The sequence below is a fragment of the Lelliottia nimipressuralis genome (assembly GCF_041464075.1).
Taxonomy (GTDB): domain Bacteria; phylum Pseudomonadota; class Gammaproteobacteria; order Enterobacterales; family Enterobacteriaceae; genus Enterobacter; species Enterobacter nimipressuralis.
Window position 1 is genome coordinate 143,636 of record NZ_CP167172.1, and the last position, 21,026, is coordinate 164,661.

Here is a 21,026-nt window from a genome sequence, read left to right on the forward strand (position 1 = left end):
TGTTCTCCTCAGGACTGAACGTGACGCTGGCGCAGATCGGTAGAGATGCGCGACATCATCGGATTAGTGAGTCTGCACCAGCGTATTGAAACGGCCAGCAGCAGGTGGAAAAGGGCGGGCAGCAGCGTTTCCATGGTTGTAATGCCAGAAAGCGAAGCCGGGGTCTGGTTGCCCGCACCGGGCTGATAGGCGACGAAGATAAACACCAGGCTGATAATTCCGGCACTTGAGGCCCACGCCAGCTTGATGAAAAAGAGGTTAAAGGCGAAGTTCATCCCTGACGAGCGCACGCCGGTTTTCCATTCGCCGTAGTCGTCGGCGAAGGCCATCAACGAGAAGTGCAACGGCAGCGTAAAGCCGAGGATCACGCCGTTGCCCAAAATCACTGCCAGCCACAGGGTTTGATACGCCGGGCCAGTTGGCAGGAACCACATGGCGAATGCCAGTGCGGCCAACACCAGATTGGTGGTGTAGTACAGTTTCACCGTATCAATACGACGGGTAAGCGGGCTGACGATCACCGCACCGAGAATGGCGGCAAAGGTCACCATGGTGAAGAACAGCGACGTATAGGCAGTGCTGCCCTGCAGTACGTAGGTGATGAAGTACATGTACCCGCCGCCGCGAATGTTAAAGATGTTAATCAGCAGGAAAGACATCACCAGCATCAATAGCAGCTGATCGTTGTTACGCAGCCCGGCCAGATGTTCGCGCAGGGTAAAGCGCCCCATCAGGGCCAGCGGGACGCGCTCGCGTACCCAGAAGAAACAGCACAGGAACATCACCACCGCGATGGCGCACAGCACGCCGACACCCAGCTGATAACCCTGCGCAACGTTACCCTGGCCCAACGCCGCGACCAGCCACGGCAGGCCCACGGAGACCAAAAAGCCTGCCACGCCGCACAGCACAAAGCGCCAGGACTGGCAGGAGATCACCTCGCTGTGGCGGGTGGTCATGGTGTTGATCAGTGCGCAGTAGGGCACGTTGATGGCGGTATAGCCGACGGAAAGCAATAGATAGGTGCCGAACGCCCAGGCGATTTTCACCCCCATGCTGGCTTCCGGCACGGTGAACGTCAGGACGCCGATAATCCCGATCGGGAAGGCGATCCACAGCTGCCACGGGCGAAAGCGCCCCCAGCGGCTCTGGGTACGGTCGGCAATCACCCCCATGATGGGGTCAGAAACGGCATCAAATACGCGCAGGGCAATAAACAACGTACCGACCAGCGCTGGCGTCAGGCCAAAGACATCGGTATAGAAAAAGGTAAGGAAGTTCATGATCAGGCAGGTAATTACCGTCCCGCCAGCATCACCCAGGCCGTAGCCAATCTTCTCGCGCACTGACAGGCGCTCGTCGGCGGCCTGTTGTACGACATCGGTTTGCGTAATCGGAGTGGAAGTCATTCGATAACTCCTCGTGAAAGGGATTTTATTATGTTCTGCAAGGTACCCAATCCATTCTGCACTGAAAGTCAGCGCCAACAAGGGAAGGGAAAAGTATAAAAAGATGACGATTCCGACCTGATGATGAAAATGTGATTTCGATCGGGCGTAAATACAATTATTCATTAATAATCAACGTGAAAGATGAATATTAATATGATTTAAAGCGGGAAATTGAATACCGATGCTCGAATTATCCATAGCGCTTCCGATTCACGTTCAAAACGGCGGGTTATTTATTTCCCGGGGCGTTGGGCGTCATCCCGCCCGTAAATTAACCTCGTGGGAAATCATCTTTGTCGAAAAAGGGACGTTAACGATTCAGGAGGAAAATACGGTTTTCGAGGTAAAAGCGGGGGAGAGTTTGGTTTTATGGCCGAACCGTCGCCACGTGGGAACCGAAGATTTCCCGGCCGATTTGCGGTTTTACTGGCTGCATTTTGACGTTGCGGCTGAGCCGCACAGGACAGACGCTTTTGCGCAGCTCGCCATCGAACAACATTGCCGTGTTCGCGAGGCTTCTTATGTGGTGTCTCTTTTCCGTCAGTTCCTGACGGAGCAGGAGAAATTACAGCGAAGCGTGGCGCTGGAATTAATGCTGCTGCTGATTTTGCAGCAAATTTCGTTATCGGCGGGAAACGAGGAAATTCAGGACGAAGCAGGCACGTCAATCGCGTGGAGAGCCAAACAAATTATCCGCACGCAATTTCATCTGCCCCTTTCGACCTCGCAGCTGGCAAAAGAGCTGCACTGTAATGCGGATTATCTGGGGCGCGTGTTTCGTCGCACATTTCATTTAACGTTGACCGAGGCGATCCATCGCCAGCGCGTCCGCTCAGCGGAGAAACTGCTGCTTGATGACGCGTCCTCACTCACGGAGGTGGCCAATCGCTGCGGCTTTAATGATGTCGGGTATTTTCGCCAGATCTTTAGCAAACATACCGGGCTAACACCCGCCGTCTGGAAACGGCGGTATTGTAAGGAGCATATTAATTCCGGATGATCACTGGCCGTAATAGGCATTCGCCCCGTGCTTGCGCAGATAGTGTTTATCCAGCAGCTCTTGTTGCATGACCGGCAGCTGCGGCGTCAGCTGGCGCGAGAAAAGGCCCATATAAGCGCACTCCTCCAGCACCACGGCGTTGTGAACCGCATCGGCGGCATCTTTACCCCAGGCAAACGGACCATGAGAGTGGACCAGCACGGCGGGGATCTGCATCGGGCTTAGATCGCGCTCTTCAAAGGTTTTGATGATCACCTCCCCGGTCTGATACTCATATTCGCCCGCAATTTCTGCGGGCGTCATCAGCCGCGTGCAGGGAATATCGCCATAGAAATAGTCCGCATGAGTGGTGCCCCAGGCGGGGAGATCCAGCCCGGCCTGGGACCAGATAGTCGCGTGACGCGAGTGGGTGTGGACGATGCCGCCAATCTCCGGGTAGCGGCGATAGAGCGCCAGATGCGTCGGCGTGTCGGACGATGGCTTTTTGCTGCCTTCCACCACCTTGCCGGTGGCGATCTCCACTACCACCATGTCGTCTGCGGTCATGACGTCATACTCGACGCCAGAGGGTTTGATGACCATCAAGCCGCTTTCGCGATCGACTGCACTGACGTTGCCCCAGGTAAATGTCACCAGCTGGTGGGCGGGCAGCGCCAGGTTAGCGGCCAGGACCTCCGCTTTGAGTTGCTCTAGCATGTCATGCCTCCTTCCTGCATGCGGGCTTCGATCCAGCGCCGCGCTTCGATAATTTCCAGGACCGGCTCTTTCGCTTTTTCGGTCCACATTTCGATTAAAAATGCCCCGCGATAGTTGAGCTGATTCAGGGTGTTGAATACGCCGACGAAATCGACGCAGCCCTCGCCAAACGGTACATCGCGAAACTGTCCCGGGCTTTGTTCCGTAACGGGCTGCGTGTCTTTCAGGTGGATGGCGGCGATTCGGTCGATGCCGAGGGTCAGCTCGGCGGTGACATCGTTGCCCCAGGCACTCAGGTTGCCCACATCCGGATAGACGCTAAACCACGGCGAGGCGAGCATCTCATCCCACTTTTTCCACTTGCTGATGGAGTTCATGAACGCGGTATCCATGATCTCCACTGCCAGCATCACCTGCGCGGCGGCGGCCTGTTCCACCGCCCACGCCAGCCCTTCGGCAAAACGCTGCTGCGTACCCGCGTCGTGCTCTTCATAATAGACGTCGTAACCTGCCAGCTGGATGGTGCGGATCCCCAGATCCCGCGCCAGTTTGATTGCTTTGGTCATGATCTCGCGGGCGCGTTGGCGCACGGTTTCATCGCGGCTGCCAAACGGAAAACGGCGGTGCGCCGACAGGCACATGGACGGAATGGCGACGCCGGTTTCCAGCATGGCTTCGACCAGCGAGGCGCGCTGCGTGGTGCTCCACTCCAGCCGTGAGAGGCGCTCGTCGGTTTCATCCACCGACATTTCGACGAAATCAAAGCCGCAGCTTTTGGCTAACACCAGACGCTCCGGCCAGGAGAGATCCTTCGACAGCGCTTTCTCATAAATCCCTAACGGATGCTGACGCATGGTTATTCTCCCCAGATTTCGCGGATTTGCGTGTGGAACGCCTGTGCCACCTGTGGTGGGTTAGCGGCCCCTGCCAACGCCCGTCCGGCGATAAAGGCTTTGACGTTAATCTCCCGGAACAGCGGTAAATCCGCCGGGGTGATGCCGCCGGTGATAGAAAGCTGCAGGCCGATATCCGACAGGGCTTTCATCCTTGTGAGATCCTCTTCTCCCCACTGCTGGCCGCTGGCCTGGGCGTCGCGCCCACGGTGATAAATCGCCTGTTTAACTCCAACGCGGTGCCACGCGCGGGCGTCGTCCAGCGTCCAGTTGCCAAACAGCTCCATCTGGATTTCACATCCGCGTGCGGCAGCCACCGCGTGGCCTTTTTCAACGGTTGCCAGCGGTGCGGCGCAGATGATGGTCATCCAGTTTGCGCCCGCATCAAAGGCCTGCTGCGCCAGCGTTTCACCGGCATCAGCCACTTTCCAGTCGGCGACGATGATTTTTTCCGGGCACTGCTGGCGCAACGCGCGGACGGCTGAAAGGCCTTCCGTCAGGCACAAAATGGTGCCCGCTTCGACGATATCGACGTGGTCGTGCAGCAGCGAGACATCGCGCTGGGCGGCCTGAAGGCTGGTGTGGTCGAGCGCCAGCTGCAGTAATGGTCGGCTCATAGGTCGTGCTCCTTAATTCGGGCGTGATAACCCTGCAATGCTGAAATCAATTGCTGATAGCGTTGATATTTATGCTGATAGGCGGCGTGAGCCTGCATATCCGGCTCAACGACGCGGATGGCGTGTTTGAGATTTTGCTGCGCGGTAAAGAAGTCGGGATAAACCCCGGTGCCGACGAGGGCGGCCAGTGCCGCGCCGGAGCAGCCGGTCTCCTCGACCTGGGGCAGTTCAATCGACAGGCCGCTGACGTCTGCCAGCATCTGCATCCAGACATCGGAATGGGTCGGGCCGCCGGTGACGCGCAGGGCAGACACATCGGTAAAGCGCTCCAGCATGCGGTTGAGGTGGGTCATATGACAGAACACCACCCCTTCATACACCGCCTGCAGCAGGTGGGCGCGGGTATGGATCGCCTGCATGCCGTAGAAGCCGCTGGTCATCTCAAGCCCGGCGTTGCTGCCGTAGAGAAACGGCAGGAAAAACACGTCGCTTGCCGCTTTCGGCAGGCTGGCGACGGCCTGATTGATCTCATCAAAAGAGAGTTCGCCCCACTGTGCCGTGAGCCACTCGAGATTGCCGGAGGAGGTCGGGCTGGCTTCGTGAACGATGTACTGCTGCGGATGAACGTAGCGGCCATAGACGTAAGGGAAAGGTTCGTTATCGCGAATACCATTCGCAATACCGCTGGTGACGGCCCAGGTGCCCATCACCGCATTGAGCGTGTGTTCGTCGTGCAGCCCGGCGCAGATCGCGGTGGAAACCACATCAAACAGGCCCCCCACGACGGGCGTACCCGCCGCAAGACCGGTCAGGGAGGCTGCCTGAGAGGTGATTTCACCGCAAATTTCTGCTGAACCGACGATAGGCGGCAAGGCGCCGTCGATTTCAGCGATCCCAAGCCAGCGGGTCAGCTGCGGGTCGTAGGCGCCCGTGTTCATGTTGTAGAGATTGGATTCGGAAATGTTGCTCTCTTCGCAGCCCTTTTTGCCCGTCAGGCACCAGCGCAGATAGTCATGCGCCATCATTACGCAGCCGATTTGCTGGTAGCGCTGTGGCTCGTGCTCTTTAACCCAGCGCAGCAACGAGGCGGGGTGCCCGGTCCACAGGGTTTGCCGCGTGTGCGGGTAGAGCTTTTCGGGGATCTCGTCCTGCTGCCAGCGTTGCACGATCGCAAGCGCCCGTCGGTCGGAGGAGAGAATGGCGTTGCCCAGGGGACGATCCTGTTTATCCAGCAGAAACAGCCCCTTACCCTGCGCAGAAATGCCTACGCCTTTGATTTGATCGCCACGGACACCCGTGCGTTTGAGCAGTGTGGCGACGGTTTCGTGGCAGCGCTGCCAGAGCAGGGACATATCGCGCTCCGCATAGCCCGGACGTGGGCTAAGGGTGGCGACCGCGCACCGTTCGATGCACTGTTCTTTACCCTGGCTGTTGTACAGACCGGCTTTCAGATAAGTACCGCCACAATCGATACCCAGCCAGAAGGGCTCTTTTTCACTCATCTTTGCGATTCTCTGTCGTTGCCGGGTGAGTGCAGCCCACCCGGCGTTTTCATGCCACACGTTTGTGTGGACTCACCGTTGGATTGGGCTGTGCGCCGGCATCGCATTTCGCCGGCAGCAGCAGTGCTAACAGCGAGGCCAGTGCCAGGGAGATCGCCAGGCAGTAAACTCCCGCATCTTTGCTGTAAAGGGTGATCAGCACGCCTACCGCGTAAGGGCCGCAGAAGCCGCCAAGATTGCCAAGCGCGTTGATCACACCGCGCGCACCACCGGCCATTTCTGCGCTGAACAGACGTGCCGGAATGGTCCAGAAGACGCCCGCTGCTGACTGCAGGAAGAAACCGCAGCCCACCAGCGCGGCGTAGGCCAGCCAGATGTTTTCTTTCAGCGCCACGGAGAGGAACATGCACAGAGCAAAACCGATCAGCGGCAGGGAGACGAACAGCTTGCGCTTGCCGGTGCGGTCAGAGAGGGAAGAGAACAGGAACATCCCGGCAATCGCGCCGACATAAGGCAGAATGGCGAGCATTCCCACCTGGCCCATCGTCGAATGGGTTAGTTCCTTCAGAATGGTTGGCAGCCAGAGGGTATAGCCGTAAATTCCGGTCTGGTAGAAGAAGTTAAGGGCGATCAACTGCCACATGGTTTTGTCCGACAGCACCGCACCGAGCGAGGCATTTTTCACCTCTTTGCCTGCGATGGCGCGCTGCTCGGCGGCCAGCGTCTCAACCAGATAGTTTTTCTCGGCGGCGGAAATCCACTTCGCCTCCTGCGGGCGGTCATAGATGGTCAGCGTCCAGAGAACCAGCACCACCAGCGACAGCAGGCCTTCAATGATGAACAGCCAGCGCCAGTCGAGAGCCGTAATGATCCAGCCGGAGAGCGGGGCGGTAATGATCCCGGCAATGGGTACGAACATAATCACGATTGCGTTGGCGCGACCGCGCTCGGCGTCCGGGAACCAGTTGCTGATCATGGTCAGTACCACCGGCAGCATTCCGCCTTCGGCGACACCGAGTAAAAAGCGCAGTGCCAGCAGCTGATACTGATTGGTGACGATGCCAGTCAACACGGAGATCACCGCCCAGGCCACCAGCGACCAGCCGATGAATTTTTTACCGCTGCCGTGCACCGCGATTTTGCCGCCGGGAACTTGCAGGAACAGATACCCGATAAAGAATATTCCGCCTGCCAGTCCCGCCATGGTGGCGGTGATCCCTAATTCCTCATCCATACCGCCTGGCATGGCGAAGGCAATATTGACACGGTCCATATAAGAGATAATACAGGCGATAAGAATAGGCGGAATTATTCTTAACCAGCGTTGGCGCGGAATATCCGCATATAGAGCACGAGAAGAAATAGTCATAATTAATGTCTCATTAAGGTAATCGGCTCGGGAATACAGGTTTTTATTTTTATTGTGCTGCTTTTTTCATAACGCTAATGCCGTCGCGCAAAATGGCGATACGATGGCTGACGTCAGCATTAGCATTTATTTCCAGTAATTTGATACCGGAGAATTTCAATGTTGCGGCGCTCGCCGCAGTAAATAGCTCAGTGACGTTTTCAGGCGTCATTAAACTGTCGGGGCAGAACGACGAAAATGGTGCATGAAGATCCTGCCAGTCGCCGTAATCGCCCATCGCCGTGGTGCCAGAAAACATCAGTGCGCCGAGCTTTCCTGCCTTCTGCGCCGCCTGAACATGCGCGACAGGCAGTGCAGTGTCGCGTCCTTCGATGGCTGAGCGCGCCCAGTTAATACAAACGCTGATATCCGTGTCGTCCAGCACCTCCAGAACGTTTTCAAGGGGGAGAAACCCTTTTCGTGGCGCGCGGCCTGTCATGGCATCGCAGTGTTCCAGCACCAGATCGCATGGCCAGTCCCAGGCGGCAATTTCTTTCATCGAACGAGAGAACGCCTCGGTGGCTTGCGCAACGCAGGGGTTGCCAGACTGCGGCGCGGCCTGCATTTCCAGGGCGATCACTTTCCCGGGGAAGCGGGCGTTAACGGCGACAATTTTCTCAAGCAGGTGACGATAAAATGTCACGCTTTCACGACGCTGATCTTCATCGGCGGAGGCCAGGCCAAACCCGCCGTTGGCGCCGCGCCGACGCATGGTTTCCATCACCGCCGTGACCACGATTTGCCAGTCCCCCGGCGTGTGGCGAAACAGCCACTCATCCCCCAGCGGGTGGAGGTTGTCCAGGCACGGTTGTTCAAGACCGCGAATATCGGGCGTATCAGCTAACTGACGCCAGAAATCGCGCTCTTCCTGTTCCCCTTTCTGGTGAAACGAGGGTGCGCAGGGGTACGCACCAATAATAAAACCGGTGTGAGTCATTTGGCTTTCCTGTCTAATTCAGAAAAATTACATTAATTCGCTGACAGCCACTTTGACGACAATTTTACGAATGGCCGACTCCTTGTGTTTATGACATTGCGGGCGATGAACATCCTGCGGGAAAAATATGGCGTAACTGCCCGGAATCATTTCAATCAGTGATTCATTTTCCATCTGGTGATAAAAAATAATATCGCGCTGTTCCAGTAATGATTCGCTTATTTCGTTATTACCGGTGTCGATCGCAAAACCTATTTTCTCTTCACCCCACGCCAGAAATTGAATATCCAGATAGCGGCGATGGACTTCCGGGCGGTTTTCGTGATGCGGCCGGGTGGTGAGATCGAGAACCTGCGCGAAGATAGTGCGCCCGTCGATCTCCACCACGCCGGGTTCCAGCGTGGTGAAATCGGTGGTGCGTAAAAACGTGAGCGCCCGTTCTATTGCCTGCGGCAGACGACAAGGATTGGGCTGTGAAATATGTCCGAATATCATACGTCACTCCTTACAGCGACTGGATCTTCGCCCATACGCTGTCATCAATGGTGATGCCATTGCGACGGTTCTCTTCCAGCAGGCGGGTGAATTCATGCCCTGGCAGGCGCACGGCGACGTCGTCGTCAGAGCGTTCAGCGGTGGTAATGAAATCCATAATGCGCTGCAGTTTGGCATCACGAGTTTTGCCATCGATCAGCTTGTCCACTTCGATGGCGATAAAGATCTGCGACACGCCGTATTCATCGCTATTGTCCTGCGTCACTTCCGCCACGGACGACCCGTTGGACAGTAGGGTGGCGATCATGTCCAGCACGATAGACAGACCGGAACCTTTCCAGTAGCCCATCGGTAAAATGCGGCGGTTTTTCTCGATCACGCCCGGCTCTTTGGTCAGTTGGCCTTCGTCGTCAAACCCGCCGTCTACCGGCAATTCACGCCCTGCGAGACGGTTCACTTCGAGCATGCCGTAGGAGAACATCGACATTGACATATCCACCATGGTGATGGGATTTGATGGAATGGCGACGATCAGCGGGTTGGTGCCGATGCGACACTCCTTCGCACCCCACGGCGGCATGACGGCGATAGAGTTGGTCCAGCAAATTCCGATATAGCCCTTTTCAGCGGCCTGCCAGCCGTAGCTGCCGCCGCGCATCCAGTGGTTGGCATTGCGCAGCGCCACCAGTCCAATCCCGTGATCCGAGGCCAGCTCGGTTGCGCGATCCATCATTTTTTTGGCCGTCAGATTGCCGATGGCGCGCTGGGCGTCCCACTGCTCAATGGCTCCCAGCGTGGTGATGCGCTTCGGCTGCGCGTCAGGAATGATGTCCCCGGCGTCCAGCTGCTGAATGAAACGCGGAAAACGGTTAACGCCATGTGAATAGACGCCTGATTCGGTGGTGCGCGCAAACATCTCTGCGCAGGCATCGGCGGTTTCTGCCTTGACGCCACGGTTGAGCAGCACCTGATTGAATGCTGCTTTCAACTCGTCAAAGGTTACTTTCATCCCTGTTCTCCTGTTCGTGTTAGGGGCGCGTGTGAGTGCTTTTTTATCTCTAAATTTCACATTGCGAAATCTGATTTCAAATATAGCGATCAATTTTTGTCAGATCAACGACATTCATGTTTTTCAAAATGTAGTAAAATCAAAGAATTGTGTTTTTAATGCTGAGATCGTGAACTGAACCACACTTTGCGCTACCATCAGGACGCGATTAACGGAGAGCGATGTAATGAGCATGAAAGAGAGCGAGATGACGCAAGAAAAAGAGAGGCCAGCAGGCAGCCAGAGCTTGTTTCGCGGCCTGATGCTGATTGAAATTCTCAGTAACTATCCGAACGGGTGTCCGCTTGCGCATTTATCTGAACTTGCCGGCCTGAATAAAAGCACCGTGCATCGGTTATTGCAGGGTTTGCAGTCGTGCGGCTACGTTACCCCCGCGCCTGCGGCGGGTAGCTATCGTCTGACCACGAAATTTATCGCCGTGGGGCAAAAAGCGCTGTCGTCGCTCAATATCATTCACGTGGCGGCGCCCCATCTGGAAAATCTGAATATCGTGACGGGCGAAACGGTGAACTTCTCCAGCCGGGAAGACGACCATGCGATTCTGATCTACAAGCTTGAACCGACGACCGGAATGCTGCGCACGCGCGCTTATATCGGCCAGCACATGCCGCTCTACTGTTCTGCAATGGGGAAAATCTACATGGCGTTCGGCCATCAGGATTACGTGGCGAGCTACTGGCAGAGCCATCAGGAGCAGATTCAGCCCCTGACCCGCAATACCATTACCGAGCTGAGCGCGATGTACGACGAGCTGGAGGAGATCCGCTCTCGCAGCATGGCGATGGATAAAGAAGAGAACGAACTGGGCGTGTCCTGCATTGCGGTCCCGGTGTTTGATATTCACGGGCGGGTGCCGTATGCCATTTCAATTTCCCTTTCGACCTCACGCATGAAGCAGGTGGGGGAAAAGAATCTGCTTAAACCGCTGCGCGAAACCGCTGAAGCGATTTCACAAGAGCTTGGGTTCACCGTGCGCGGATAAGTGCTAAAAAAAAGGCCAGATGGAGAATCTGGCCTTTCTTTGTTGTTCTGCGGGTACGCCGTTAGTGGCCGCCTTCACTCCAGGCCAGCTCGATCTCTTCGGCCAGGATTTTCACCCCGGCTTCGATTTTCTCTGGGTCTGGCACGTAGTTCATTCGCATACACTGATGCGTATGCGGCCACGGCTTATCAAGCCCCGGGAAGAAGTAATCCCCCGGCACCATCAACACGCCGCGCTTTTTCAGGCGCTGATACAGCAGCTCGGTGGTGATCGGCAGATCCTTAAACCACAGCCAGAGGAAAATCGCCCCTTCAGGTTTGTGGATCAGGCAGCGATCTTCGGGCAAATAGCGGCGAATTGTCGCGATGGTTTCCTGAACGCGCTGGTAGTAGAACGGCTTTATCACGTCATTCGACAGGCGCAGCAGATCGTTGCGCTTAATCATTTCGCACATCATGGCCGGGCCCATTCCACCCGGCGCCAGGCTGATGATGCCGTTCATATTGGTGATGGCGCTGATGATTTTTTCATTGGCGATGATGATGCCGCAGCGACTGCCCGGCAGGCCCAGTTTCGAGAGGCTCATGCACAGGACGATGTTCGGATTCCACAGCGGACGGGCTTCGCTAAAGATAATGCCGGGGAACGGCACACCGTAGGCGTTATCGATCACCAGTGGAATACCGTGCTGATTGGCCAGCACGTCCAACTTCATCAGCTCTTCGTCAGTGATGACGTTGCCCGTCGGGTTGGTCGGGCGTGAGACGCAAATCATGCCCGTCTCTTCGCCGATGTGCAGGTGTTCAAAATCGACGTGATACTTGAACTGGCCTTCGGGCAGTAGCTCAATATTAGGACGAGCAGAGACAAACAGATCCTCTTCCAGCCCGGAGTCGGCATAGCCGATGTACTCCGGCGTCAGCGGGAACAGCACTTTTTTGGTGCTGCCATCGGCGCGACGTCCTGCAAAAAGGTTAAACAAGTAGAAAAATGCGCTCTGGCTGCCGTTTGTCAGTGCAATATTCTGTGGTTCGATATCCCAACCCAGTTCGTCGCGCAGCATATCTGCCAGCAGCGTCAGCAGCTCGGTTTTGCCTTGCGGGCCATCGTAATTGCACAGCGCATCAGTGGCTTTGCCGTTTTGCAGCATCTCCGCCAGCAGGTTGTGGAAGTAGTCGTTCATGGCCGGGATTTGGGCCGGATTTCCCCCGCCGAGCATGATGGCGCCCGGTGTGCGCAGCCCGTCGTTGAGATCCTCCATCAGGCGGGTAATGCCTGAATGGCGGGTGAATTTATCGCCGAAAAGTGAAAACGTCATAACAGGTGATCTGGCATTCTTATAATGAAAGTGGGTAACCATAACGCTAGCATCGTGCGGGTGCAAATCGAGGGAAGAGGGGCGGATCGTTGTTTTGTTTTGCTGATTTGTATTTGTGTGGTGAATTATTCTGATTAAAGAACGTCCCCTCCGCTTGAAGGGGACGCCGCAGGCGTTAGTGATTTCCAGCCCAGACCACCATCACTTTATCGTCCTGGTGCTGGCGCACAAAACCGTAGCCTTGCGCGAGGGTGAGGGTGGTTTGCGTACCTTCGCCAATAGCCGGATGGCGCGCCCGGAACTGCCCGAGAATCTGCCAGTGTTTGACGCCCGAAGCCTGGCTGCCGGTGACGTCCTGCCAGTTCATGTCTGAGCGTGTGCCTTGCAGCGGATCGGAACCGGTTGGGCCAAATGGCCGTTCTGATTCGTCACCGTAATAGATCTGCACCGACCCCGGAGAGAGCAGCAGCAGTTCTGCCGCGCGTTGGCCACCTTCGCGGAACAGGCGGGTATCGTGAGACGAGAGATAGCTCAGGACGTTGAAGCTCTGTAATTTTTCCGCCATCTGCTGCCAGGTAACATCGATATTCGCCAGACAATCGACGGCTTTGGCGGCCTGCTCCTGATAGTCAAAATTGATCATCGCATCGAAACCATGGCGGTAATACTCGCTTTGCATCACGCCATGCCCCCAGGATTCACCCGTCATCCAGAACGGGGCATCATCCAGCTTTTTGTCCGGATTAGCGTGCTTCCACGCTTTCAGCGCCTGGGTGGATTTATCCTTCAGCTCTTGCCAGGCGGTCAGTTCAACGTGTTTAGCCGTATCCACCCGGAAACCGTCAATGCCGTAGTCGCGCACCCACTGGCTGAGCCAGTGGGTAAGATAATTGCGCGGAGTGTAACCGGCGATCGCTTCGGCGTGGCTATCCGGCTTGTGGCGGTAGAAATTCGGTAAACCGGAAGGGGTGGTCGATTCGGTTTTAAGATCGGGTAAAAAGGCCAGCGACATGGTCAGATCGTCAAAGCCAGGATTGTCATAATCGCCGATATCGGTGCGGATCCAGTGTTTGCCCCACCACTTTTCCCACCCGGCTTTGTCGCTGAAATTGATGTAGTCGTTAAAACTGTGCCAGCTTTGCCCGGGCGCGGGTTTCCAGTCGGTCCAGCGTTCGCCCAGCGTTTTTTTCAACTCATCGCCCTGCAGGTATAACGCGCCAAACTGATATTCCTGCATATCCGCAAGCGTGGCGTAGCCGACGTGGTTCATCACGACGTCAAACAGAATGCGGATACCGCGCTTGTGCGCCTCGTCGACCAGGTGGCGGAGATCGTTTTCGCTGCCCATGTTGGCGTCGAGTTTTGTCCAGTCCTGCGTGTAGTAGCCGTGATAGGCATAGTGCGGGAAATCGCCTTTGGTGCCGCCGCCAACCCAGCCGTGAATCTGCTCCAGCGGCGAGCTAGTCCACAGGGCGTTGACGCCAAGCTGCTGGAGATAATCGAGCTTGCTGCTGAGTCCTTTAAGATCGCCGCCGTGGAAGGTGCCAATTTCCTGCATGCCGTCTTTGTGGCGGCCATAGCTGTTGTCATTAGATGGATCGCCATTCACGAAGCGGTCTGTCAGCACAAAGTAGACGGTAGCGTTCTGCCAGCTGAATGGCGCGGCTTTGTCGGTTTCGGCCCGTTCAAGCAGGAGCAGACCGTTGCTGTTCGCGGCGGGTTGCAGGGTGATTTTCCCTTGCTGCACCGTGGCCGTTTGCTGACTGTAGAAATCCCGTACCACGGAGCCTTCCGGGAAAGTGTCTTTTACCTCGATGGTGAGCGGTTTACCGTCCCATTTCGGGCACTGGCGAGTGACCTCTGCGATGGGTTTCTCTGCGTCACTTTGCACCGTCAACATCAGCGTTGGCGTGCCTGAGCGCGTATCAATGCGCATCTGATAATCGCCCTCGCGGAACAGGCGCCACTGAGGTGGCATTCCCTCGCAGGGCTTAAGCGACATCATCTCATTGAGTTTAATGGGATTTGTGGGCTGCCAGCACGCATTGTCAAAATTGAGGGTCAGAGGACGAGTACCCTTCGCGAGCTTTGCATGGCTTGTGAACACCCCCGCGCCTTCGGCGTTAAAGTTAGAAAAGCCGGGAGATGACCAGTCTGCATTCGCTATCGCGGGTAGTAGCAAAAGAGCTAAAGCGGAGCGTTTCATTCCATTTTCCTGTCGCGGCAATTTTAACCAGTGTGCCATCAGGTTTATCGCGCTGACTCCTCCCCCTGAGCTTTATGGCGGGATGAGTCGAAAGGGTGAGTGATCTCGCGCAAAATTAGGCGTTTATCTGCGATATCGCACACAAATTTGTAGAAATGATGGTTAAGTGAGCAAGTTTCAGGTGACATAGTTTCGGAATTAGACTATTTCTTTGGATGCTCTTGAAGACTATTTTTGATATGATTTGAGATTCCGCTCTCAATTTTGTGAAAAAAATAAGGTGTTGGAATGCATATATCCGACCAGGAGAACTAATGATATCGACTCCCATACGACGATTTGGGGCTACGATACTCATGTTGCTCACCGTGTCATTTTCAGGTGAGGTGCTTGCGAAGACGCACACGGATACAACGAGTAAAAAAGCCCACGTCATAAAGACGACCAGCAGTAGCAGTAAGATTAAGGTTAGCAGTAAACAAGAGTATTCTCGCAATAGTGTAAAGAGCAGTTCACTTCCTGATTTGCGAAAATACCCTTCCGGGACACCAAGGAAAAAAGCGTTTCTCCGGACGGTAATGCCTTATATTACAAGCCAAAATTCTGCAATTACTGCAGACCGTAACTGGCTGGTTTCAAAACAGTACGAAAGCCGTTGGTCACCTAGCGAACGCGCACGTCTGAAAGACATCGCGAAGCGCTATAAGGTGAGCTGGAACGGTAATACCCGCCGCGTGCCGTGGAACTCACTGCTTGAGCGCGTGGATATTATTCCAGGCAGCATGGTCGCGACCATGGCAGCCGCAGAGAGTGGTTGGGGCACGTCAAAACTGGCGCGTAACAACAACAATCTCTTCGGCATGAAGTGCGCCAAAGGCCGCTGTAACAACGCGCCAGGCAAAGTGAAAGGCTATTCGCAGTTCGAATCGGTTAAAGATTCCGTGAATGCCTACGTGGTAAACCTGAACACGCATCCGGCCTACTCTTCGTTCCGTAAGTCACGCGCTCAGCTGCGTAAAGCGGACCAGGAAGTGACGGCGAGTACCATGATTCACAAGCTGAAAGGGTATTCAACGCAGGGGCAGAGCTACAACAACTACCTGTTTGCGATGTACCAGGATAACCAGCGCTTGATTGCCGCTCATATGTAAGTTATCTCAAAAAAACGCCTTCCATCGGAAGGCGTTTTTCTTTGCTGAATCAGCGCTACCCTAGCGTTACACCAACACTTCGCTATACCGCTCCCGATACTCTTTCGGCGTGGTGTCGTACTCTTTCTTAAATACCGAATAGAAATACTGCAGTGATGGATAGCCGCACATCTGTGAAATTTCGTTGATCGACAGCGAAGTTGAGATCAGCAGGCTGCGGGCTTTCTCCAGTTTTTCGGCGTGAATCACCGCGTGGATTGTCTCCCCGACCTCTTCTTTAAAGCGCTTCTCCAGATTTGAGCGAGAAATACCGACCGCGTCCAGCACCTGATCCACTTTGATGCCTTTACAGGCATGGTTACGGATGTAGTGCATGGCCTGAATGACCGCCGGATCGTTTAACGAGCGGTAGTCCGTGGAGCGGCGCTCGACTACGCGAACCGGCGGCACCAGCAGGCGCTGAAGAGGCAAGGATTCGTTATCCAGAAGACGATGAAGTAATTTCGCGGCCTGATAGCCCATCTGACGCGTCCCTTGCGCCACCGACGACAGGGCCACGCGCGACAGATAGCGCGTCAGCTCTTCGTTATCGATGCCAATCACGCACAGTTTCTCCGGAACCGGAATGTGCAGATGATCGCAGACCTGCAGTACGTGGCGCGCGCGGGCATCCGTGACGGCAATAATGCCCGTTTGCGGCGGCAGGGTTTGCAGCCAGTCGGCCAGCCGATTTTGCGCGTGCTGCCAGTTCTCTGGTGCCGTCTCCAGCCCCTGATAGACCACGCCCCGGTATTTCTCCTGCGCGACAATCTGGCAAAACGCATATTCCCGCTCCATTGCCCAGCCTTTGCCACTGGAGGAGGGCAGGCCGTAAAAGGCGAAGCGGTGTACGCCTTTTTCTTTTAAATGCAAAAAGGCGCTCTCGACCAGCGCGTGATTGTCCGTTGCGATGTAGTGGACCGGAGGGTACTTTTCGGGCGAGTGATATGAGCCGCCGACGCCCACAATCGGGACGTCGACGTCGGTCAGCAACTGCTCGATCACGGGATCGTCGTAATCGGCGATCACGCCATCGCCCAGCCAGTCTTTGATGTTTTCAATGCGGGTGCGGAAATCTTCTTCAATAAAAATATCCCACTCCGATTGCGACGCCTGCAAATATTCACCCACGCCTTCAACTACCTGACGGTCATAGGCTTTGTTGGCGTTGAATAACAACGTAATGCGGTGACGCTTCTCAAACATGGTTTATCTTTCCCAAATCAGTGACTCATGCCCGTCGCTTGGTCGCGGAGTCCATCCAGACCGCCAGCAACAAAATGGCGCCTTTAACGATATACTGCCAGAAGGTCGGAACGTCCATCATACTCATTCCGTTATCCAGCGACGCCATAATAAATGCCCCCATCACCGCGCCCGCAACGCTCCCGATGCCTCCTGCGAGGCTGGTTCCACCAATGACGCACGCGGCGATAGCATCCAGCTCGGCAATGTTACCGGCAGAGGGAGAACCGGCACCAAGGCGCGAGCTTAAAATCAGCCCGGCGATGGCCACCATCAAACCATTAATCGCAAACACGGCGAGTTTGGTGCGCTCCACATTGATCCCTGAAAGGCGTGCGGCCTCTATATTGCCGCCGATGGCGTAAATGCGTCGGCCAAAAGCGGTGCGAGTCGCCATAAACATACCGGCCAGCAACAGCAGGGTCAGAATCAGCACGGGTGTCGGCACGCCACGATAATCATTCAGGAGCCAGATCGCGCCCAGCACAATGACGGCGGTCAGCGCCTGCCGCCCAACGACCGACGTTGAAGGCGTCGAGGCGAGCCCCAGCGCCTGACGGCGCATTCTGGCGCGCCACTGCCAGGCGATGAATGCCATCAGGCCGATAGCGCCGAAGGTAAAACCAACGCCATCGGAGAGATAACTCTGTCCAATTTGCGACATCGACGCGCTGGTGGGTGAAACCGTGGTGCCATTGGTGATGCCGATCAGGATGCCACGAAATGCGAGCATCCCCGCCAGGGTGACGATAAATGAAGGCACCTTACGATACGCCACCCACCAGCCATTCCAGGTGCCGAGCAGCAGGCCGAGCACCAGCGTGACGGCCACCGTCAACGGGAGCGGCCAGCCGAGCCAGACGTCAAAGATTGCGGCGACTCCGCCCAGTAACCCCATCATCGAACCGACCGACAGATCGATTTCGGCAGAGATAATGACGAACACCATCCCGACTGCCAGAATGCCGGTAATCGCAGTCTGGCGCAGCAGGTTGGAGATGTTGCGCGCGCTTAAATACGAACCGTCGGTCATCCAAGTGAAGAACAGCATGATGGCGATAATGGCCGCGATCATGACGAAAACCTGTAGGTTCAACGCTTTAAATCCCGAGAACAAACCTGGCGCAGACACAGGGACTTTGATATCAGACGGGTTGCTTTTCGACATGACGTTCGCTCCTCAGGGCGGCTTCCATCACCTGTTCCTGGGTCAGGTTTTGGTTGATCAAATTGGCTTTCAGTTTGCCTTCATGCATGACCAGAACGCGATCGCTCAGGCCGAGCACTTCGGGCAGTTCGGACGAGATAACAATGACCGCGATGCCCTGTTGCACCAGCTGGTTAATGAGTTTGTAGATTTCATATTTTGCGCCGATGTCGATTCCACGCGTCGGCTCATCCAGAATCAGGATGCGTGGATTCAAAAGCAGGCAGCGCGCCAGAATCGCTTTCTGCTGATTGCCCCCGCTCAGCCGCCCGATGGCCAGCTCAGGTGATGAGGTTTTGACTTTCAGGCGCGCTAAAGACTGGAGAATGCACTGCTGTTCCGCCGCATCGTCCAGGCTGCTTAGCGCACCCGAAAACTGGTTGAGGGCCGCGAGGGTGATGTTTTTTCCCACTGCCATGACCGGCACAATGCCGTCTTTTTTTCGATCTTCCGGGACCATCGCGATGCCCTGGGCGATGGCCTGCTGACAGCTGCTGATGTGTACGAGTTGGCCGTCGAGATAAATGCTGCCTTCCCAGCGGCCCGGCCAGACGCCAAACAGGCACTGGACTGCTTCGGTTCGCCCTGCACCCACTAAACCGGCAATGCCGAGGATCTCCCCGCGCCGCAGCGAGAAGGAGACATTGTTGACGCGTTTGATATGGCGGTTAACCGGATGCCAGGCGGTCAGGTTTTCGACTCTTAAGATTTCGTCCCCGGTGGTGTGCGGTTCGTTTGGGTAGAGCGCGGTGAGTTCGCGACCCACCATCATGGTAATGATGTCGTCTTCACTCATCCCGGCAGCTTCTCGTGTGCCGATGTGTTGCCCATCGCGGATAACGCAGATGGTGCCCGAGATGGCTTTCACCTCATTGAGTTTGTGAGAAATATAAATGCAGGCGATGCCGTGATGCTGCAGGTCACGGATGATATCCAGCAGGACCGCAGTTTCTTGCTCAGTCAGAGATGCGGTCGGTTCATCGAGGATCAGCAAGCGCACCTGTTTGTTCAGGGCTTTGGCAATTTCGACCAACTGCTGCTGCCCTAACCCCAGATCGCCGACGCGGGTATTGGGCGAAATTTGAAGGCTGACCTGAGCCAGCAGCTTTTCACAGCGCAGGGTCATGGTGTCGTAGTCCAGCACGCCGAAGCGTGAGATCTCGGCACCGAGGAAAATATTCTCCAGCACCGTGAGATGCTTCACCAGCGCCAGCTCCTGGTGAATGATGGCGATCCCTTTACGCTCCGTGTCGCGAATGTGCGTGGCTTGCAGCGTTTCACCGGCAAAGACGATTTCACCGTCATAGCTGCCGTGCGGGTAGATGCCGCACAACACTTTCATCAGCGTGGATTTGCCAGATCCGTTTTCACCGCACAGCGAGACAATCTCGCCGGGGTTCAGGCGCAGGCTCACGTTGTCGACGGCTTTCACCGCGCCAAAGGCTTTGGTAATGCTTTTCATTTCAAGTAAATACGGCATAACTGCTCCACATGACCCGAGTCAAATCGTACAAGTCGACATGCCCCCGCAAAGCAGGGGCGATGCGGGATTACAGTTCGCTTTTCTTGTGGAAACCGTCTTTCACGACGGTGGAATCAATGTTCTCTTTGTTGACTTCGATTGGCGTCAGCAGACGGGCAGGGACATCTTTCAGGCCGTTATTCAGTTTGGAATCGGCCTTAGGCTGCTGATCGTTGCCCAGCTCAACGGCGATTTCCGCAGCAGTAGTGGCCAGTTCGGTGATAGGTTTGTAGACCGTCATGGTCTGGGTGCCGGCAATAATACGTTTTACGCCCGCGAGATCCGCATCCTGACCGGAAATCGCGACTTTACCGGCCAGACCTTGTGCACTCAGCGCCTGAATTGCACCGCCCGCAGTGGCATCGTTGGAAGCGACCACAGCGTCAATTTTGTTATTGTTCGCGGTTAACGCGTTTTCCATAATTTTCAGCGCATTTTCCGGCAGCCAGCCGTCGGCCCATTGATCGCCTACCACTTTAATTTTACCGTTGTCGATATACGGCTTAAGGACCTTCATTTGCCCTTCACGGAATAATTTGGCGTTGTTATCAACAGGGGAGCCGCCCATCAGGAAATAATTCCCCTGCGGCACTTTTTCGACCAGACTTTGCGCCTGAATTTCACCGACTTTTTCGTTGTCGAAGGAAATATAAAAATCAATGTCAGCGTTATTAATCATGCGGTCATAGGCTAAGACTTTAATTCCTTCTTGTTTGGCCTCTTTTACCACATTACTTAGCACCTGGCCGTTGTAAGGAATTATCACCAGCACATCTACGCCGCGGTTAATCATATTTTCGATTTGCGACATTTGCGTTTCTTCATTGCCATTGGCTGATTGAACAAACACTTTTGCACCGAGAGATTCCGCTTTATTCACAAAAATATCGCGGTCTTTTTGCCAGCGCTCCAGGCGCAGATCGTCAATGGCCATTCCGATTTTGACTTCTTTTGCATGCCCCGCAAAGCTGGTTAGCAGTAGCGAAGCACAGAGAGTAAGGCACAGGTTTCTTATCGTCATAATTATTTTACCTTTTTCTGTAGGGTGGTAAGGCTGAGACAAAAGAATCATTCACTGCCAGATACGCAGCAAATTCTTAACGGGGAAAGGCAAACTGGCAATTACAGATTTTTATCTTCTCATTACGATATTTGGTTTATTTGCGAATTTATGACCGCGATCTGATTTTAAAATGCGCAACTTATTAATTACACATGATTCTGGAATAAGCGCCGAAAAATCGTTTGCTTGCGTATTATTTTTGCGAGCCAGCGCACGTTTGTGCAT

The 21,026-nt window shown here is 55.2% G+C and carries 18 protein-coding genes; 3 read left to right on the forward strand and 15 right to left on the reverse strand.

Annotation, left to right across the window (positions count from 1 at the left end; all coding sequences use genetic code 11):
• Window positions 1-8 precede the first annotated feature (8 nt).
• Window positions 9-1,409: an MFS transporter gene (locus ACB496_RS00690; RefSeq protein ID WP_371974004.1), complete on the reverse strand. Its 1,401-nt coding sequence runs from the start codon at window positions 1,407-1,409 to the stop codon at window positions 9-11.
• 223 nt (window positions 1,410-1,632) lie between these two features.
• Here ACB496_RS00690 and ACB496_RS00695 point away from each other — a divergent pair, with 223 nt between their 5' ends.
• Window positions 1,633-2,451, forward strand: coding sequence for a helix-turn-helix domain-containing protein (locus ACB496_RS00695; RefSeq protein ID WP_371974006.1), 819 nt, complete (start codon window positions 1,633-1,635; stop codon window positions 2,449-2,451).
• Here the strand turns inward: ACB496_RS00695 and araD are convergent, their stop codons facing one another.
• The 8 genes from araD to yiaK are packed head-to-tail and all read right to left on the reverse strand — an operon-like array spanning window position 2,452 to window position 10,008.
• Window positions 2,452-3,147 (reverse strand): L-ribulose-5-phosphate 4-epimerase, encoded by a 696-nt coding sequence (gene araD / locus ACB496_RS00700; protein ID WP_100778157.1) that lies wholly within the window; start codon window positions 3,145-3,147, stop codon window positions 2,452-2,454.
• Window positions 3,141-4,001, reverse strand: a complete 861-nt coding sequence (locus ACB496_RS00705; RefSeq protein ID WP_100778156.1) for an L-ribulose-5-phosphate 3-epimerase — start codon at window positions 3,999-4,001, stop codon at window positions 3,141-3,143. Before ACB496_RS00705 ends, araD begins: the two co-directional genes overlap by 7 nt.
• A gap of 2 nt (window positions 4,002-4,003) precedes the next feature.
• Complete coding sequence (gene ulaD / locus ACB496_RS00710; RefSeq protein WP_371974008.1) at window positions 4,004-4,657, reverse strand: 3-keto-L-gulonate-6-phosphate decarboxylase UlaD; 654 nt, start codon at window positions 4,655-4,657, stop codon at window positions 4,004-4,006.
• A complete protein-coding gene (locus ACB496_RS00715) occupies window positions 4,654-6,159 on the reverse strand; it encodes an FGGY-family carbohydrate kinase (protein WP_371974010.1) in 1,506 nt (501 codons plus the stop codon). The genes ulaD and ACB496_RS00715 overlap by 4 nt, the downstream gene beginning before the upstream one ends.
• A gap of 49 nt (window positions 6,160-6,208) precedes the next feature.
• The gene (locus ACB496_RS00720; protein WP_371974012.1) at window positions 6,209-7,528 is read right to left on the reverse strand and encodes an MFS transporter; all 1,320 of its coding nucleotides are present in this window, start codon (window positions 7,526-7,528) and stop codon (window positions 6,209-6,211) included.
• A gap of 49 nt (window positions 7,529-7,577) precedes the next feature.
• The gene (locus tag ACB496_RS00725) at window positions 7,578-8,504 is read right to left on the reverse strand and encodes a DUF4862 family protein (protein ID WP_371974014.1); all 927 of its coding nucleotides are present in this window, start codon (window positions 8,502-8,504) and stop codon (window positions 7,578-7,580) included.
• A 27-nt stretch (window positions 8,505-8,531) separates the two neighbouring features.
• Window positions 8,532-8,999, reverse strand: a complete 468-nt coding sequence (locus tag ACB496_RS00730) for a YhcH/YjgK/YiaL family protein (RefSeq protein WP_371974016.1) — start codon at window positions 8,997-8,999, stop codon at window positions 8,532-8,534.
• 10 nt (window positions 9,000-9,009) lie between these two features.
• On the reverse strand, window positions 9,010-10,008 hold the full coding sequence (gene yiaK / locus ACB496_RS00735) for a 3-dehydro-L-gulonate 2-dehydrogenase (RefSeq protein WP_100778150.1): 999 nt from the start codon (window positions 10,006-10,008) through the stop codon (window positions 9,010-9,012).
• Between the two features lie 226 nt (window positions 10,009-10,234).
• Between yiaK and yiaJ the strand changes: the two genes are divergently transcribed.
• On the forward strand, window positions 10,235-11,050 hold the full coding sequence (gene yiaJ, locus ACB496_RS00740; RefSeq protein ID WP_100778149.1) for an IclR family transcriptional regulator YiaJ: 816 nt from the start codon (window positions 10,235-10,237) through the stop codon (window positions 11,048-11,050).
• Window positions 11,051-11,111: 61 nt separating this feature from the next.
• Here the strand turns inward: yiaJ and avtA are convergent, their stop codons facing one another.
• Entirely contained in the window at window positions 11,112-12,368 is a 1,257-nt protein-coding gene (gene avtA, locus ACB496_RS00745; protein WP_100778148.1) for a valine--pyruvate transaminase, read from the reverse strand.
• 175 nt (window positions 12,369-12,543) lie between these two features.
• Window positions 12,544-14,574 (reverse strand): alpha-amylase, encoded by a 2,031-nt coding sequence (locus ACB496_RS00750; RefSeq protein WP_371974019.1) that lies wholly within the window; start codon window positions 14,572-14,574, stop codon window positions 12,544-12,546.
• Window positions 14,575-14,888: 314 nt separating this feature from the next.
• Here ACB496_RS00750 and ACB496_RS00755 point away from each other — a divergent pair, with 314 nt between their 5' ends.
• Window positions 14,889-15,725, forward strand: coding sequence for a protein bax (locus ACB496_RS00755; protein WP_100778146.1), 837 nt, complete (start codon window positions 14,889-14,891; stop codon window positions 15,723-15,725).
• A gap of 66 nt (window positions 15,726-15,791) precedes the next feature.
• Here ACB496_RS00755 and xylR read toward each other — a convergent pair whose 3' ends face one another.
• From xylR to xylF, 4 genes are all read right to left on the reverse strand, one after another.
• The gene (gene xylR, locus ACB496_RS00760; protein WP_100778145.1) at window positions 15,792-16,970 is read right to left on the reverse strand and encodes a D-xylose utilization transcriptional activator XylR; all 1,179 of its coding nucleotides are present in this window, start codon (window positions 16,968-16,970) and stop codon (window positions 15,792-15,794) included.
• 25 nt (window positions 16,971-16,995) lie between these two features.
• Window positions 16,996-18,177 carry a xylose ABC transporter permease XylH gene (gene xylH, locus ACB496_RS00765; protein ID WP_102105030.1) on the reverse strand — a complete coding sequence of 394 codons (1,182 nt, stop codon included), beginning with the start codon at window positions 18,175-18,177 and terminating at the stop codon, window positions 16,996-16,998.
• Entirely contained in the window at window positions 18,155-19,696 is a 1,542-nt protein-coding gene (locus tag ACB496_RS00770; RefSeq protein ID WP_371974021.1) for a xylose ABC transporter ATP-binding protein, read from the reverse strand. The genes xylH and ACB496_RS00770 overlap by 23 nt, the downstream gene beginning before the upstream one ends.
• A gap of 70 nt (window positions 19,697-19,766) precedes the next feature.
• Complete coding sequence (gene xylF / locus ACB496_RS00775; protein ID WP_371974023.1) at window positions 19,767-20,759, reverse strand: D-xylose ABC transporter substrate-binding protein; 993 nt, start codon at window positions 20,757-20,759, stop codon at window positions 19,767-19,769.
• Window positions 20,760-21,026: the final 267 nt, after the last annotated feature.

Bases quoted from the DNA above. Each gene is read 5' to 3' on its own strand.
- ACB496_RS00690 (WP_371974004.1), bottom strand. From the start codon at position 1,409: ATGACTTCCACTCCGATTACGCAAACCGATGTCGTACAACAGGCCGCC.
- ACB496_RS00695 (WP_371974006.1), top strand. From the start codon at position 1,633: ATGCTCGAATTATCCATAGCGCTTCCGATTCACGTTCAAAACGGCGGG.
- araD (WP_100778157.1), bottom strand. From the start codon at position 3,147: ATGCTAGAGCAACTCAAAGCGGAGGTCCTGGCCGCTAACCTGGCGCTG.
- ACB496_RS00705 (WP_100778156.1), bottom strand. From the start codon at position 4,001: ATGCGTCAGCATCCGTTAGGGATTTATGAGAAAGCGCTGTCGAAGGAT.
- ulaD (WP_371974008.1), bottom strand. From the start codon at position 4,657: ATGAGCCGACCATTACTGCAGCTGGCGCTCGACCACACCAGCCTTCAG.
- ACB496_RS00715 (WP_371974010.1), bottom strand. From the start codon at position 6,159: ATGAGTGAAAAAGAGCCCTTCTGGCTGGGTATCGATTGTGGCGGTACT.
- ACB496_RS00720 (WP_371974012.1), bottom strand. From the start codon at position 7,528: ATGACTATTTCTTCTCGTGCTCTATATGCGGATATTCCGCGCCAACGC.
- ACB496_RS00725 (WP_371974014.1), bottom strand. From the start codon at position 8,504: ATGACTCACACCGGTTTTATTATTGGTGCGTACCCCTGCGCACCCTCG.
- ACB496_RS00730 (WP_371974016.1), bottom strand. From the start codon at position 8,999: ATGATATTCGGACATATTTCACAGCCCAATCCTTGTCGTCTGCCGCAG.
- yiaK (WP_100778150.1), bottom strand. From the start codon at position 10,008: ATGAAAGTAACCTTTGACGAGTTGAAAGCAGCATTCAATCAGGTGCTG.
- yiaJ (WP_100778149.1), top strand. From the start codon at position 10,235: ATGAGCATGAAAGAGAGCGAGATGACGCAAGAAAAAGAGAGGCCAGCA.
- avtA (WP_100778148.1), bottom strand. From the start codon at position 12,368: ATGACGTTTTCACTTTTCGGCGATAAATTCACCCGCCATTCAGGCATT.
- ACB496_RS00750 (WP_371974019.1), bottom strand. From the start codon at position 14,574: ATGAAACGCTCCGCTTTAGCTCTTTTGCTACTACCCGCGATAGCGAAT.
- ACB496_RS00755 (WP_100778146.1), top strand. From the start codon at position 14,889: ATGATATCGACTCCCATACGACGATTTGGGGCTACGATACTCATGTTG.
- xylR (WP_100778145.1), bottom strand. From the start codon at position 16,970: ATGTTTGAGAAGCGTCACCGCATTACGTTGTTATTCAACGCCAACAAA.
- xylH (WP_102105030.1), bottom strand. From the start codon at position 18,177: ATGTCGAAAAGCAACCCGTCTGATATCAAAGTCCCTGTGTCTGCGCCA.
- ACB496_RS00770 (WP_371974021.1), bottom strand. From the start codon at position 19,696: ATGCCGTATTTACTTGAAATGAAAAGCATTACCAAAGCCTTTGGCGCG.
- xylF (WP_371974023.1), bottom strand. From the start codon at position 20,759: ATGACGATAAGAAACCTGTGCCTTACTCTCTGTGCTTCGCTACTGCTA.